Annotated in this window: 15 protein-coding genes; 13 read left to right on the forward strand and 2 right to left on the reverse strand. The window is 42.6% G+C overall.

What is annotated here, in order from left to right:
- Window positions 1–92 precede the first annotated feature (92 nt).
- The 5 genes from BK049_RS09180 to BK049_RS09200 all read left to right on the forward strand — a co-directional run bounded on the left by BK049_RS09180 (window position 93) and on the right by BK049_RS09200 (window position 3,490).
- Window positions 93–416, forward strand: a complete 324-nt coding sequence (locus BK049_RS09180) for a WXG100 family type VII secretion target (protein ID WP_008355553.1) — start codon at window positions 93–95, stop codon at window positions 414–416.
- A gap of 4 nt (window positions 417–420) precedes the next feature.
- A complete protein-coding gene (locus BK049_RS09185) occupies window positions 421–1,617 on the forward strand; it encodes a DUF6861 domain-containing protein (RefSeq protein ID WP_071169210.1) in 1,197 nt (398 codons plus the stop codon).
- A gap of 12 nt (window positions 1,618–1,629) precedes the next feature.
- Window positions 1,630–2,388 (forward strand): hypothetical protein, encoded by a 759-nt coding sequence (locus tag BK049_RS09190; RefSeq protein ID WP_071168357.1) that lies wholly within the window; start codon window positions 1,630–1,632, stop codon window positions 2,386–2,388.
- 21 nt (window positions 2,389–2,409) lie between these two features.
- The gene (locus BK049_RS09195) at window positions 2,410–2,937 is read left to right on the forward strand and encodes a YfjD family protein (protein WP_071168358.1); all 528 of its coding nucleotides are present in this window, start codon (window positions 2,410–2,412) and stop codon (window positions 2,935–2,937) included.
- 97 nt (window positions 2,938–3,034) lie between these two features.
- The gene (locus BK049_RS09200) at window positions 3,035–3,490 is read left to right on the forward strand and encodes a helix-turn-helix domain-containing protein (protein ID WP_008355546.1); all 456 of its coding nucleotides are present in this window, start codon (window positions 3,035–3,037) and stop codon (window positions 3,488–3,490) included.
- A 64-nt stretch (window positions 3,491–3,554) separates the two neighbouring features.
- Here the strand turns inward: BK049_RS09200 and BK049_RS09205 are convergent, their stop codons facing one another.
- Window positions 3,555–3,902 (reverse strand): helix-turn-helix domain-containing protein, encoded by a 348-nt coding sequence (locus tag BK049_RS09205; RefSeq protein ID WP_008355544.1) that lies wholly within the window; start codon window positions 3,900–3,902, stop codon window positions 3,555–3,557.
- A 206-nt stretch (window positions 3,903–4,108) separates the two neighbouring features.
- On the opposite strand from BK049_RS09205, the gene BK049_RS09210 reads away from it, so the two are divergent.
- The 6 genes from BK049_RS09210 (at window position 4,109) to BK049_RS09235 (ending at window position 9,833) form a co-directional block, all read left to right on the forward strand.
- On the forward strand, window positions 4,109–5,098 hold the full coding sequence (locus BK049_RS09210; RefSeq protein ID WP_008355543.1) for an asparaginase: 990 nt from the start codon (window positions 4,109–4,111) through the stop codon (window positions 5,096–5,098).
- 23 nt (window positions 5,099–5,121) lie between these two features.
- Complete coding sequence (gene aspA, locus BK049_RS09215) at window positions 5,122–6,546, forward strand: aspartate ammonia-lyase (protein WP_008355541.1); 1,425 nt, start codon at window positions 5,122–5,124, stop codon at window positions 6,544–6,546.
- Window positions 6,547–6,689: 143 nt separating this feature from the next.
- Window positions 6,690–8,096, forward strand: a complete 1,407-nt coding sequence (gene nhaC, locus BK049_RS09220) for a Na+/H+ antiporter NhaC (RefSeq protein ID WP_071168359.1) — start codon at window positions 6,690–6,692, stop codon at window positions 8,094–8,096.
- Between the two features lie 297 nt (window positions 8,097–8,393).
- Window positions 8,394–8,819 (forward strand): YwqH-like family protein, encoded by a 426-nt coding sequence (locus tag BK049_RS09225; protein ID WP_008355538.1) that lies wholly within the window; start codon window positions 8,394–8,396, stop codon window positions 8,817–8,819.
- A 38-nt stretch (window positions 8,820–8,857) separates the two neighbouring features.
- Window positions 8,858–9,121, forward strand: coding sequence for a YwqI/YxiC family protein (locus BK049_RS09230; RefSeq protein ID WP_008355536.1), 264 nt, complete (start codon window positions 8,858–8,860; stop codon window positions 9,119–9,121).
- 286 nt (window positions 9,122–9,407) lie between these two features.
- Complete coding sequence (locus BK049_RS09235) at window positions 9,408–9,833, forward strand: YwqH-like family protein (protein WP_071168360.1); 426 nt, start codon at window positions 9,408–9,410, stop codon at window positions 9,831–9,833.
- A 50-nt stretch (window positions 9,834–9,883) separates the two neighbouring features.
- On the opposite strand, the gene BK049_RS09240 is transcribed toward BK049_RS09235, so the two are convergent.
- Entirely contained in the window at window positions 9,884–10,081 is a 198-nt protein-coding gene (locus BK049_RS09240; RefSeq protein ID WP_071168361.1) for a hypothetical protein, read from the reverse strand.
- Between the two features lie 137 nt (window positions 10,082–10,218).
- Here BK049_RS09240 and BK049_RS09245 point away from each other — a divergent pair, with 137 nt between their 5' ends.
- Both BK049_RS09245 and BK049_RS09250 read left to right on the forward strand, forming a co-directional pair.
- Complete coding sequence (locus BK049_RS09245; protein ID WP_071168362.1) at window positions 10,219–12,177, forward strand: BglG family transcription antiterminator; 1,959 nt, start codon at window positions 10,219–10,221, stop codon at window positions 12,175–12,177.
- An 89-nt stretch (window positions 12,178–12,266) separates the two neighbouring features.
- Window positions 12,267–13,577: a PTS sugar transporter subunit IIC gene (locus tag BK049_RS09250; protein ID WP_008355527.1), complete on the forward strand. Its 1,311-nt coding sequence runs from the start codon at window positions 12,267–12,269 to the stop codon at window positions 13,575–13,577.
- Window positions 13,578–13,585: the final 8 nt, after the last annotated feature.

Consider the following 13,585-nt stretch of genomic DNA (forward strand, 5'->3'; position numbering starts at 1 on the left):
TAGGGTGATTTTTTTGGGTGTCTTTTTATTTATAATGAGGACATATAAAATCATCCATTTGTACGTTAATTTGGGAGAAAGGGGTGCGAAAGTTGGATTCTAGTCAAACGCTGGCACTCGCTCAAAAGTTTCAAGAAGCGGCTGATGACATTCGGCAGTCAAAGCAGCTGCTTGAGAACCGGTTGAAGGCAGTGGGATCAGGCTGGCAAGGAGAAGCAAGAAATAAATTTGATCAAAGCTTTGAGGAAACAGCGGCACGCTATGATCAATTTGAAAAGGATTTGCTTGAAACAAGTCAGGAACTGCGGGATGCAGCCGCCAAAATCGAGGAGCGTAAAGCTGAAATTGCTCGAATGGAAGAGCTTGAACGAAAAAGAAGAGAAGAACGGAGAGAAAGAGCTCGAGAAGGGAGATGATGTGATGGCACGTGACATTGTAGTGGACCCAGATCAGTTGACAGGGCTGGCGAATGATGTGATAGGAGAGCTTTCGGTCATTGAAACAAAGCATCACGATTTACATAGTGAACTGGATGGTCTGATCCTAGGCTGTGATCCTCGTTATAGAAGCTGTTTTTCTGGAGTTGGAGACGCATGGAGCGCTGGCCAAGCCTTAATCAGCAAATTGAGCAGTGATGATATTGCCATTCGTCATGCCAAGGATAAAATGGTCGAAGCTGATGATATTTTAAGGAAAATGTACAGCATTTATGATCAATATGGTACACTCACGAGCTTAGCTGGTATTGTGATGATGCAGGCGAAATACTATGGGCTTGGGATGACGACCTTCTTGAGGGAAAATGGCCGCTATGCAGCGCAGCATTCAAAGCTGCTTCTTGATCTGACAAGCCGGGTCGAAGGAACGAGATTTGACCGGTTGGCAAGGATTTGGCTGAGTAAAAAAGAATTATTAAAACGGTCGAACTGGTCGATGGCTGATTTGGTCCATAAGAAATTCACAAAATTTTATCCTGACGACACGGTTGCGTTTACAAACAGTGTCCGTGATTTCACAAAAGGAAGTATCAATTGGAAGGACACAGCTGGAATCAAGTCTGTTCTGAAAAATGGTGCAAGATTTGCGAAAGGAAATGCCATCATTGCAACGGTTGTCACAGGTGCAACAGAAACGGTTGGCTGTGGTTTGAAAATTGCTGAGAACTATGCAGAATTCGGTGATCAACCGGAAGTGCTCAAGCGTGAAAATGCAAAGGCAGTTGGAAATGCAGTGAATAATACGGTCTTTATCGCAGGCGGGTCCGTTGCAGGTGCCGTTGTCGGCGGCGCTCTTGGAAGCTTTGCAGGGCCGATTGGAACAGTAGTCGGCGGAGCGATAGGATCGGCAGTGGGTGGATTTATTGGTGAAAAAGTCGCCAAACTTACATCCGGTTTTGCAGAACAGGTCGCAGTGAAATTGAAAGACCCGATTCATGCGGTCGTCGACAAAGGGAAAAAAGCATTTGAACTGGCGGGTCAAGGGGTAAAAGCAGTCAATGACACCATTGATCAAGCAAATCAGATGATACATAAAGGAATAGAAAAAACAAAAGAAACCGCAGATTCGCTGATGAAAGGTGCAGGTGATTTCTTGAAGGGCGCATTTTCTTTTGGATAAGGAGAGATCAAGTTGGATCAGCTAAGTCTAAGTATCGAGGAGCTCATCTTTAGTTTTTACAGTGAAGGCTATTTTGAACAAGGCATGTCATTAAAGGAAGCTTATTATCCAGAAGTAGAGGATGAACGTCTTGGTTTTTTATTTGAAATCGCATGCCGCTCTCTGCTGGCAAAGGGCGTACTGGAATTTCGAAACAGACAATACCGTTATAAAGAAGATTACCGGCATTTCATTCAGGCCATGAATGATGCATCGCATACCGTGAAGGCTTCAAGATTTGGCGCGTTAGATGAAGAGGTCAGTACGTCCTTTCATACGACGCAGGCAGGTGTGTATGCGCATCATACGCTTTATGACCAGCAAGTGCATCAGATCCACAAACTAAAAGACGATCAGCAGACAGAGGAGCAAGTGACAACCTTCTTGAACATACACATGAGTGATCACCCCACATCCGTCATCAACCTGCAGGCAGAGGAATTTGAAATGCTGTTAGAACAAGCCAGCGAAGGCAAAGGTGAATGGCTTTCTTTTCTAAACCAAGCAGAGAACCAAGAGCTTGTGATGGCATTTGTTTCTGATGTGCGGGCAAGAAAAGGGAAAATGGACTCCCTCATGAAGGTCGCTTATGACAAAAACAATACGCCGGATGTAGAATCTATGATATTTGTTATTCCGGGGGAGAGGCATTCTTGGCTTGTGTCTGGGATCAAGGAAAACGAATTTCGCATAGAGACAGCTCATAGAGACGGATTACGTTCTATATTCTAATGGGGAAAAGGAGAATGGCGCTTGAATCCAAGTGAAGTAATAGAAGTGAGGAGCAGGCTCTTTCTAAGAGTATGGGCATTCTTAGCAACGGGCGGCTTTGGTATCATCGGTATTTGGTTATTTTCAGAAGCTCTTACATTTGAATCGAATTATACGTTGTTTTTATTTTTAGGCGGACTATTAGGCATTGTCTACGGATGCATATCCTTTTTGATGATCCTGCCGGCTTTTACGAAGAAAGGAAATGTCATTTTTCGCATTCAGCTCGGAGAGAATGGCGCTGTTTTGTATCAACAACAAAAGATCCCTTTTCAAGATATCCAATCCATTGATATGCGTAGGCATCGGTACAGTATAAGGGGCTTTCTTTTCATGGATGTGCTCATTCGTAAAATAGATGGGAAATTAATAAAGATTCCGGCGTACAGTATTTTAGATGAAGAAGTATTTGAGCAAACCGTCAAGCAAGACATATATCCATATTTACATGAGACAGCCCAACAGAATTGGAGACAGCAGCATGGTCAGAGCGAAGAGCCGGTTAACTAAGCTGAATTTGTCATGATTTCATGAGATGAGACGCTACTTTTTTGAAGAAATCGTGTATGATGTCAGTAAAGACTGAACATTCAAGAGGTGATGAGAGATGGACAAAGAAATGGTAATCGACCTCGTCACAGAACAAATGGCACGAATTCGAAAAGAAAAGAATTATACGCAGGATCGTATGGCTGAGGTGCTTGGTCTATCAAAGCGGCATGTGCAGCAAGTAGAAAAAAATAGACTCCGCCTCAACTGGACACAATCGGCGGCCGTATGTGCATTATTCAGGGATAGTGACATTTTAAAAGGAACACTTGGGGATGATCCGCTCGAGATTTTGGAAGTCGTGGCACATGATGAATTGCATCTATCGGTTGAACGTACGATTGGCGGAAAGGTTTGGTGGCGAACGTCTGTGAAAAAAGGTGCGTTTCGTCTCCAGCAAAATGTACTAAGCCAGCATTACCGCATCTTAGACGATGAGAATTATCGCTATTATAGTTCCTTTAATAAAGAAGAAGCAAAGCGGCGGTTAGAGGAATTAAGTGAGCTGTCGTAAGCAGCAGCTGATATGAAAGGGAAAAGAGAGGTACCCGTATGACAGGGACCTCTCTTTTTTGTGTTTATACTTTCAGAGTGTTTTTCGCCCGAATAAAGGCAACAAGCTGTTTGATTTCTTCATCAGTTAGTGGAACGCCGTCTACATAGATCGTTCCTTCTTTTGCTTCCGTCAGTTCAATTTTGATATCAGAGATTTTGCGTTGTATCTCTGGCTCGTCCGTTCTACCAAGTAAAAAATCAATGGACGTATCATACAAATCAGCCAGCAGCTTCACTGCTTCAAGCGAAGGTCGTCGGTACCCAGATTCGTAACCGGCATAGGTGCTTTTGGCGATACCTAGGCGATCTGCCGTATGCTGGAGAGACCATTTTTTCTTCTTTCTAAGGGTGGTTAAACGATCGAGTATCATACATGAACGCTCCTTTATATACAACAACAGTATATCATATTTTGACATAGAGTGTACGCGTTATGCGTAATAATTTCTTGATTAATTCGCGTTATGTGACTATAATGGCAATGAAGGTACGCGTAAAGCGTATATTATAGAATAGCACAAGCTGGCTTATAATATGTGTGACAAACGAAGTAATTTTACTGAAAGAGGTGGACCTGTTGAAGAAATTATTGCTTTTAACGACTGGTGGGACGATTGCATCTGTAGAGAGTGAAAATGGTTTAGCTCCAGGTGTTAAAGCTGAGGACCTTTTAAGCTATTTAAACGAAATTAATGCAGAGTACACAATGGACACAAAGTCCCTGATGAGTATAGATAGTACCAATATGCAGCCTGAATACTGGGTGGATATCGCAAAAGCCATTTATGAAAATTATGATCAATATGACGGATTTGTCGTCACGCACGGAACTGACACAATGGCCTATACATCAGCAGCACTATCTTATATGCTACAAAATCCTGATAAGCCGATCGTTATTACAGGTTCACAAATTCCGATTACCTTTAAGAAAACAGATGCGAAGAAAAACATCACAGATGCGATTCGCTTTGCATGTGACGGCGTTGGCGGGGTGTATGTCGTGTTTGATGGCAGGGTCATTCAAGGAACGCGTGCAATCAAACTAAGAACGAAAAGTTACGATGCATTTGAAAGCATCAACTACCCATATATTGCATCGATTGAAAACCATCAAATTGAATACAATAGCAAAGTAAAAAGATCACCAATGAAACCGCTTAAATTAGATGCATCCTTGAACACAGATGTTTGTTTATTAAAACTGCACCCAGGGCTGAAGCCTGAGTTTTTAGATTCAATCAAAGGTGTATACAAAGGTGTCGTCATTGAAAGCTACGGCAGCGGCGGCATTCCTTTCGAAGGAAGAAACCTTCTAGAAAAAATCAACGAATTGCTGGAAGAAGGCATTTCTGTTGTCATCACAACTCAGTGTCTCGAAGAAGGAGAAGACATGAGTGTGTACGAAGTAGGGCGCAAAATCAATCAAGAACTGGTGGCACGTTCACGCAACATGAACACAGAAGCCATCGTGCCGAAGCTCATGTGGGCATTAGGCAAAACAACAGATCCACGAGAAGTGAAAAAGATTATGGAAACGCCAATCGCAGAAGATTTAGTGATTTAACTATAGAAAGCAGGTCATACAAGATGGTTCAAGCAACTTATCGCTACGAGAAGGATTTTCTTGGTGAAAAAGAAATTCCGGCAGACGTGTATTATGGTGTTCAAACCCTTCGTGCAAAAGAGAATTTTCCGATTACAGGATATCGCATGCATGAGGAACTCATTAGAGCCTTTGCTATCGTCAAAAAAGCAGCCGCTCAAGCCAATATGGAAGTTGGACGTCTATATGAAGGAATTGGCAATGCCATCGTTCAGGCTTCGGATGAAGTCATTGAAGGCAAGCTCCATGAGTACTTTATCGTAGACCCAATTCAAGGCGGCGCAGGAACTTCCATGAATATGAATGCCAATGAGGTCATTGGGAATAGAGCCCTGGAGATCATGGGACATCAAAAGGGTGACTACATTCATTTAAGTCCAAACACACATGTCAACATGTCGCAATCGACAAATGATTCGTTCCCTACTGCGATCCATATTGCTGTGCTGAAGCAGTTAGACATTCTGCTTGAGACGATGCAAGCCATGCAGGACGTATTTCAAAAGAAAGCACAAGAATTCGATCATGTGATCAAAATGGGGCGTACTCATCTACAAGATGCTGTTCCGATCCGTTTGGGACAAGAGTTTGAAGCATACAGCCGTGTGCTTAGCCGTGATATTAAACGAATTAACCAATCAAAACAGCATTTATATGAAGTCAACATGGGTGCGACAGCTGTTGGGACAGGCCTTAACGCAGATCCTCGCTATATTGAGATCGTGGTGAAGAAACTCGCTGACATTTCAGGGCTGCCATTAGTAGGCGCAGAGCACCTTGTTGATGCTACGCAAAATACAGATGCGTACACAGAAGTATCTGCTGCATTAAAGGTATGTATGATGAACATGTCTAAAATTGCGAATGACCTTCGCTTAATGGCGTCTGGTCCACGTGCAGGTCTTGCTGAAATTGCATTGCCAGCCCGTCAGCCGGGATCATCCATTATGCCTGGGAAGGTCAATCCAGTGATGGCAGAGCTCATTAACCAAATCGCATTCCAGGTCATTGGGAACGACCACACCATCTGTCTTGCTTCTGAAGCAGGTCAGCTGGAGTTAAATGTGATGGAGCCTGTTTTGGTCTTTAACTTGCTTCAATCTATTAGTATAATGAACAACGGATTCCGCTCATTCACAGATCATTGTTTAGTGGACATCGAAGCAAATGAAAAACGTTTGAAAGAATATGTAGAAAAAAGTGCGGGCGTGATCACTGCCGTGAACCCTCACTTAGGCTATGAAGCAGCCGCTAGGATTGCAAGAGAAGCGATTTTAAAGGGACAATCGATCAGAGATCTTTGCTTGCAGTATGATGTTTTAACGGAAGAAGAACTTGATATTATTTTAAATCCTTACGAGATGACAAAGCCTGGTATTGCCGGTGAAGAGCTGCTAGAGCGACAATAATATCAAAAAATTTATTTTATTAATATGTGGAATTGCCTGTGAAAGAGAGAAAAAACAGGCAATTCATTTTCTTTCAAATTGACACACTTTTTTCGCAATATTTTGAAAACGCTTAACGCACGCACAAAGGGAGGAAACAAACATTGAAATCGGTTCGCTTGCCATCTATGGTAGAGATCATCGCAGTACTAGGGCTATTTTTAGCGATTGTCTTATCCTTTACTATTTATTTTAACTTAGATATTCAACTGGCTTTATTTATTTCATGGTTTCTAGCAATTGGACTTGGTCTTCATTTAGGGCACTCTTATAAAGATTTACAGAATGCTATTACTAGAGGAATATCAAATGGGCTTGAAGCTGTTTTAATTTTACTTGCTGTCGGTGCTTTAATTGGAACATGGATTGCGGGTGGCGTTGTCCCTACACTCATTTATTATGGACTAGAGTTTATTCATCCGAATATCTTCTTACTCGCAACATTAATTATTTGTGCGATCATGTCTGTTGCTACAGGTACTTCTTGGGGAACAGTTGGTACAGCTGGTATTGCCATGGTTGCGATCGGTGAAGGGCTAGGAATTCCCCTGCCAATCGTAGCAGGTGCAGTGTTGTCTGGCGCTTATTTTGGAGACAAGCTTTCTCCGCTATCAGACAGTACAGTTCTTGCCTCGTCTTTATCAAAGGTTGAGGTGCTCGCACATGTAAGAGCGATGATGGTATTATCCATACCGGCCTTTGTTATTACAGCTATTATGTTTACAGTGACTGGATTTATCTATGGAGGGCGCAATATTGATCAAGAGAAGGTGGAATTTTTAAAGAATGCCTTGCTTGATACATTTAATATTAATGTGTTTATGCTCATTCCAGCTCTGATTGTTGTTGTTTTACTCGTGATGAAAAAGCCTGCTTTACCGGTTATTGCGATTGGTGCTTTGTTTGGGGCGGTCTGGGCATTTGCTTTTCAGGGAACGAATCCAAGTGATGCAATTGGTTCAGCATACAATGGATTTTCAATTCAATCAGATGTAGACTTCCTTAACCAATTATTAAATCGTGGTGGAATGGTCAACATGCTCGGCTCTTTGGTCGTCATTATCCTGGGTCTTGGCTTTGGCGGAGTATTAGAACATCTGGGTGTATTGAAAGTCATTGTCTCAACATTTGAGAAAAAGCTATATAATGCGGGAAATGTGACACTGTCCACAATTCTTGTAGCATTCTTTGCCAACGTTTTTGGGTGTGCAATGTATGTATCCATCATTCTTACACCAAAAATCATGGAAAAAAGCTATGACAAATTAAAATTAGACAGACGTGTGTTATCTAGAAACTCTGAGGTCGGAGGAACGCTTACCTCTGGTATGGTTCCATGGTCAGATAACGGAATTTACATGGCAGGGATTCTCGGCGTGTCGACATTCTCATATTTACCATTCATGTGGTTGAGCTTTGTCGCCATTGGACTTGCGATCATCTATGGATATACAGGGAAGTTCATTTGGTACGTGAAAGACCAGCAAGAAAAAGAAGAAGCGGCATCATAAGCGTTTACAAAAGCCGTCCCGTGAGAGGGGCGGCTTTTGTTTGTCCTAGGACCGGAAGACTATATGTATCGTCTAATGGACGAATGTGTATTTTGACCCCTTATAAAAGGGAGCTCAAGGTGTGGTATGCGGTAGATCGAAAGCATATTTATACCATAAAAAGGGCACAAATCCCTATTCAAACATGAGTCTTTGAACCTTATAATAACAATATTGGAAAAAGTACGATTCGCCATTACGCTCGTTTAGAGGGACTCTAAGCAGCGTTTTTATTTTTTGACAGGAGGAGGAACCCATATGAGCTTATCGGATATGCTGTCTGCCCTTAACGGTGGCATTTCAAATAAAAAGGCAGAGATCGAAGAGAAAATCGATCGACTCAAAAAAGCGAAAAGTAAGATTGAACGTGAACAAAATGCGGCAGAAACAGACCTAAAGCAAATCAAGCAGCCAAAGCTTGGGGCCTCTTGGAAAGGTGAGCGGAGCCAAGATTTTAAATCAAAGCGGAATGAAGCACACGATGCGCTGCAAACGATCGTGAATGACAAATACCCACGCTATGTGAGCCGCATTGAATTCAAAATCAGTACATTAGAAGCTGAGCAGTCTGCCTTATCTTTTGCCAGCTCTTTAGCTGGAGACGCCGCACGTCTGGCTGAAAAAGGAGAAGACGCAGTAGAAGACGCAAAACGTTTGATCTCAAAAGCATGGAGCAGCTTGTAAAGCTGCCCTCACGCTGAACAAATCTGGAGGATATCACAATGGGACAAATTAAGTTAAACTACCAAACAGTCATGGATAAACTAGATGAAGTCTCCCAAGCAGTTGAAGCTTTAACAATGAAAAAAGCAGCAGATAAAGCTGGTGAAAACAGCCTTGAATTTGTGACCAAGTGGACGGCACGTGAAGCAGAGGTGGGCGAAATGGTTTCAAGCTTTAAAGAAGCCTTGATCAAAAATGTTCAGGATACACGCTCTAATGTGAAAACATTAAAAGAACAGGACGAAGCGATTGCTGCAAAATAATGTGTCACAATCGTTTTATTGACAGCATAGTTGAATATTAATTGAAATATAGTCTCAAAGACTCATATATAATTCAGGATTTATGACCTTGTATTATTCCGTTTTTTTTCAAACCTCATGGTAAAAGGACACCTTTTCCCTATTTAAGCCTAAGGCTTTTCACCTTATACTATACTTAATGAAAGCGAACGATAGAAATGTCAGGATTGGAAAAAGCAGGTGATCTGCTCGGTTTCCAAGACTCTGGCGCCGTGCTTTCTTATGAGGTCCAATAGAGGTGGATGACATGAGTTTATCCGAGATGCTGCACCATCTGCATATGGGAATTGAAAACAAGCGTGCAGAATTTGACGAAATGATCTCTCGGTTAAAGACAGCCAAAAGTAATATTCGAACAGAACAAGATCTTGCGCAGTCTGACATGAAGGAAATCAAGAAGCCTGCTCTAGATTTGTCATGGAAAGGTGAGAGGGGAACAGATTTTCACCGCCATCGGAAAGAAGCCTATCGTGCGATGCACGACATTGTGAACCATGAGTATGAAACCTATATTACGGAGATTGACCAAAAAATTATGCACTTTGAGTTAAAAAAAATGGAGCTCGCTGTCGCTAGTAATTTTGCTGGAAGAGCCCAAGATGTGATGGAAAAGGGCGAGGATTTTGCAAAGGATGTCAAACATTTAATCGAACGGGGCTGGAAAGCTCTTTAATCAAATAAATGAAACAGCCGGCTAAACCGAACAGCGGCTGTTTTTTTGTTTTAGTCACATCCGCCGCTTCCGCCTGCATCACCCCCGCAGGAGGCATTAGAAGCGTGATGTGTATACGAATCAGTATAGTGACTTGTTGTTGAACTGTGATGTGCAGAATGTTTAGAAGATGTGCGCTTATCCTTCGGTGTAAGGATATGGGCAACGATGGCGCCTAAAGAAGCCAATATGATCATGATCACAAACATGATGTATCCCTCCTCTTGTTTCATATTCATACGTTTGAGCTATAACGAAGTTCCCGAGTCGAAAGAAAAACTGGGCAAAGAGTTCTATTTTCGTTTATGATGATAGGCAAAAGTAATTGACTAAGGGAGGGGAGTCTATGTTATCTCTACGTCAGGAGGAGCTGCTGAGGCGATTAATGCAGGCGGAGCAGGAGCTGACAGGTGAAGAAATTGCCCGCCTGGTAGGCGTCACATCACGAACAGTTCGAACTGATTTGAAAGCGCTTAAATCAATATTGGAAGAACATGGGTCGACACTTCATGTAAAACGCGGAGCAGGATATACATTGACTGTCGAGGATTATGGAGCATTTCGTACATTTTTGAAAAAGTCCATGAGAGAAAGAAATGAAAAAAAGAATCAGGTCATTCCAAATCAGCCAGAGGACCGCATCTTTTATTTACTGAGAAGGCTTTTATTGTCTGAAGACTATATCAAATTAGACGAATTGGCTGAGGAATTATTTGTGAGTGAATCTACCGTGAAAAATGATCTGAAAGCAGTAAGGCACTTATTTTCTTTACATGGACTTTCTGTTTCACATCGGCCTAAATATGGACTAAGGCTGACGGGGGATGAAATGAAATTAAGGTACTGTCTCGCAGAGCATGTATTTCAGCAGGAGCATCCAAATCCTGCGCTTTTACCCGAAGAAACGTATCAATTGATTCAGGATATGGTGCGTTCACGGACAAAGGCAAGCGGTCTTCATGTGTCGGAGATCGGTTTAAGTAACTTAGTGACACATATCGCCATCGCGTGCAAACGAATCGAAGAGAAAAAGCTGGTCATGATGCCAGAGGCCGAACTAAAAGACATTCAAACACAGCCTGTTTTTCAAGTGGCGAGACAAATGGCAGAAGATATGCGTCACGTGCTTGGTATAGAATTTCCTGCATCTGAAATGGCGTATATTGCGATTCATTTAATGGGGGCAAAAATGGTGGCATATGGAGAAACGGGCCACACACTATTTCACATGCTTGATGAAGATCATTTTCGTTTAACCCACCAATTACTTGCTTATGTCGAAAAGCACATGTCACTGGATATTCAGACAGACAAGGAGCTGATCGTAGGACTAAGCCTTCATCTGAGATCAGCTATTCATCGATTCAAGTATGACATGAACATTCGAAATCCCTATTTATCAGACATTAAAAGGCATTATCCAATTGCGTTTGAGGCAGGCATATATATGGGCAGATGGCTGAAGGAAAAAGAGAATGTAGAGATTCATGAGGATGAAATTGGATATTTGGCACTCCATATTGGTGCTGCAATAGAGCGGACAAACACCCAACATGTAAGAAAAAAATGCCTGATTGTGTGTGCAACGGGTGTCGCCAGCAGTCAGCTTCTTCTTCATAAGCTGAAGGCCGCCTTTAGCGGAAGGCTCGAGATTGCTGGAACTGCAAGTGTTGGTGACCTTCTGTCGTATGACCTGAGAAGTATAGATTTTATCATTAGTACCATTCCGCTTCGGAACACACTGCCCGTGCCAGTGATTGATGTACATACCATTCTCAGTGAAGAGGATATTTTGAGATTGAAACGGTTTGTACAGGGGGCACAGAATATGGGGGTCTTGCAATATGTCAGTCCGAAGATGACTTTTTTTCAGCAAGATCTACAAACAAGGGAAGAGGTTCTTCAATTCTTCGTGAAAGTATTGCAGGAACAAAATCGCATACCGGATGAGTTCGAACAGCTATTGCTGGAAAGAGAGCAAGTGTCACCTACGTCATTCGGTCATTTGGTCGCGATCCCCCATCCAATTAAACCGGCAACAGATGATACGTTTTGTGCGATCTGTACGTTGAGAAAGCCGGTGCTATGGGGCGAAGAGCGAGTACAGGTCGTCTGCTTGTTAAGTATTCAAAAGACGTATCAAAAAGAATTGCAGTCTCTTTATCAATTTCTTGTGCGGCTGACAGAGCAGAAGGAAGTGGTCGAGCAAATCATCAAAGCTGCTTCATTTGAGGAGTTGACCGCAGCGTTTCACGTGTTGGAACAGCCAGATGAAAAAAATGGACACCCATTTCCGCATCTGTGAGGAAAAAGATTAGATGTTAATGAAAGCGCTTTTAAAATAACATCAAAAAGGAGGATGATTACGAGTTTTTGTAAAGGGGGAGATGGATCATGAGCTTCAAAGAGAAAGCGGCAGACGTCATGGGACATGTCGCTTACCGCATTACCAATCAGAAATATATTATGGCGATTAAACAAGCATTTGTCACGCTGATGCCAATCATCATTACGGGGGCTTTTGCTGTACTAGTGGCGAATATGATCATGAGTCCGGAAACAGGGCTTGCTCATTTTGAGATATTCAGATTTTTAGCAGAGCTTCAGCCAATTATGAAGGCAATCAATTATGCCACGCTGAACTTTTTAACGATTGGGGCTGTGTTCCTTATCGGAATCGAGCTTGGAAAAATCAATGGACACAAATCTTTGTTCCCGGGCTTGATGGCATTGATATCCTTCATATCTGTTATACCGACGACTCTTCTTCTAGAGGTCGATGGATCAATGCGCGAGGTGGTAGATGTCCTGGCGAGACAATTCTCCGATCCAAAAAGTTTATTTTTAGGCATGATCATTGCCATCGTATCTGTTGAGCTCTTTTGTAAGCTGACCGAAGTGAAATGGCTTCAAATCAAGATGCCAGATTCTGTTCCATCTAATGTGGCGACGTCTTTTTCTTCACTTTTTCCATCAATCATTACAATTACAATCATTAGTTCATTCGGATTTGCGTTTCACCGTTTGACAGGCATTTATTTGCATGAAGCAGTGTATAACGTGGTGCAGCGTCCGCTTGAAAGTGTTGTGCAGGGCCTGCCAGGCATTTTAACGTTGATGTTTGTGGCTCAATTTTTCTGGGTGATCGGTATTCATGGCAACCAAATGATTAAGCCGATTCGGGAGCCGCTGTTATTAGGGTCGATTGCAGTGAATATGACGGCATTTCAAGAGGGAAAAGAGATTCCGAATATTATCACCATGCCATTTTGGGATGTGTATATGAGTATTGGTGGTTCGGGTGTGACCATTGGGCTTTTGATTGCGATTTTTATCGCTGGGAGAAGGGAAGAGATGCGAAGCATTGCCAAGCTCTCATCAGGACCTGGATTGTTCAACATCAATGAGCCAGTTATTTTTGGATTACCCGTCATGCTGAATCCTGTGATGGCGATTCCGTTTATCATCACACCGCTTGTGACAGGTACGATTGGTTATATCGCAACGGCTACAGGCTTTGCTGGAAAAGCAGTCGTGATGGTGCCGTGGACGACACCCCCGATTGTGAATGCTTGGCTATCTACTGCTGGCAGCATGGGGGCTGTTATCACACAGCTGATCTGTATTGTCGTCGCAGTCTTCATTTATTTGCCGTTTGTCCTTTTGTCCAACCGGAAGCCAGAGGCTGCACCTGATTCAGAATAGAAGGAGGG

The sequence above is a fragment of the Bacillus xiamenensis genome, from assembly GCF_001857925.1.
In the GTDB taxonomy this organism is placed as follows: Bacteria; Bacillota; Bacilli; order Bacillales; family Bacillaceae; genus Bacillus; species Bacillus xiamenensis.

Excerpts from the sequence above, each read along its gene's own strand:
- BK049_RS09200 (WP_008355546.1), top strand. The coding sequence starts at position 3,035 with ATGGACAAAGAAATGGTAATCGACCTCGTCACAGAACAAATGGCACGA.
- BK049_RS09245 (WP_071168362.1), top strand. The coding sequence starts at position 10,219 with ATGTTATCTCTACGTCAGGAGGAGCTGCTGAGGCGATTAATGCAGGCG.
- BK049_RS09235 (WP_071168360.1), top strand. The coding sequence starts at position 9,408 with ATGAGTTTATCCGAGATGCTGCACCATCTGCATATGGGAATTGAAAAC.
- BK049_RS09230 (WP_008355536.1), top strand. The coding sequence starts at position 8,858 with ATGGGACAAATTAAGTTAAACTACCAAACAGTCATGGATAAACTAGAT.
- BK049_RS09250 (WP_008355527.1), top strand. The coding sequence starts at position 12,267 with ATGAGCTTCAAAGAGAAAGCGGCAGACGTCATGGGACATGTCGCTTAC.
- BK049_RS09205 (WP_008355544.1), bottom strand. The coding sequence starts at position 3,902 with ATGATACTCGATCGTTTAACCACCCTTAGAAAGAAGAAAAAATGGTCT.
- BK049_RS09185 (WP_071169210.1), top strand. The coding sequence starts at position 421 with ATGGCACGTGACATTGTAGTGGACCCAGATCAGTTGACAGGGCTGGCG.
- BK049_RS09225 (WP_008355538.1), top strand. The coding sequence starts at position 8,394 with ATGAGCTTATCGGATATGCTGTCTGCCCTTAACGGTGGCATTTCAAAT.
- BK049_RS09240 (WP_071168361.1), bottom strand. The coding sequence starts at position 10,081 with ATGTTTGTGATCATGATCATATTGGCTTCTTTAGGCGCCATCGTTGCC.
- aspA (WP_008355541.1), top strand. The coding sequence starts at position 5,122 with ATGGTTCAAGCAACTTATCGCTACGAGAAGGATTTTCTTGGTGAAAAA.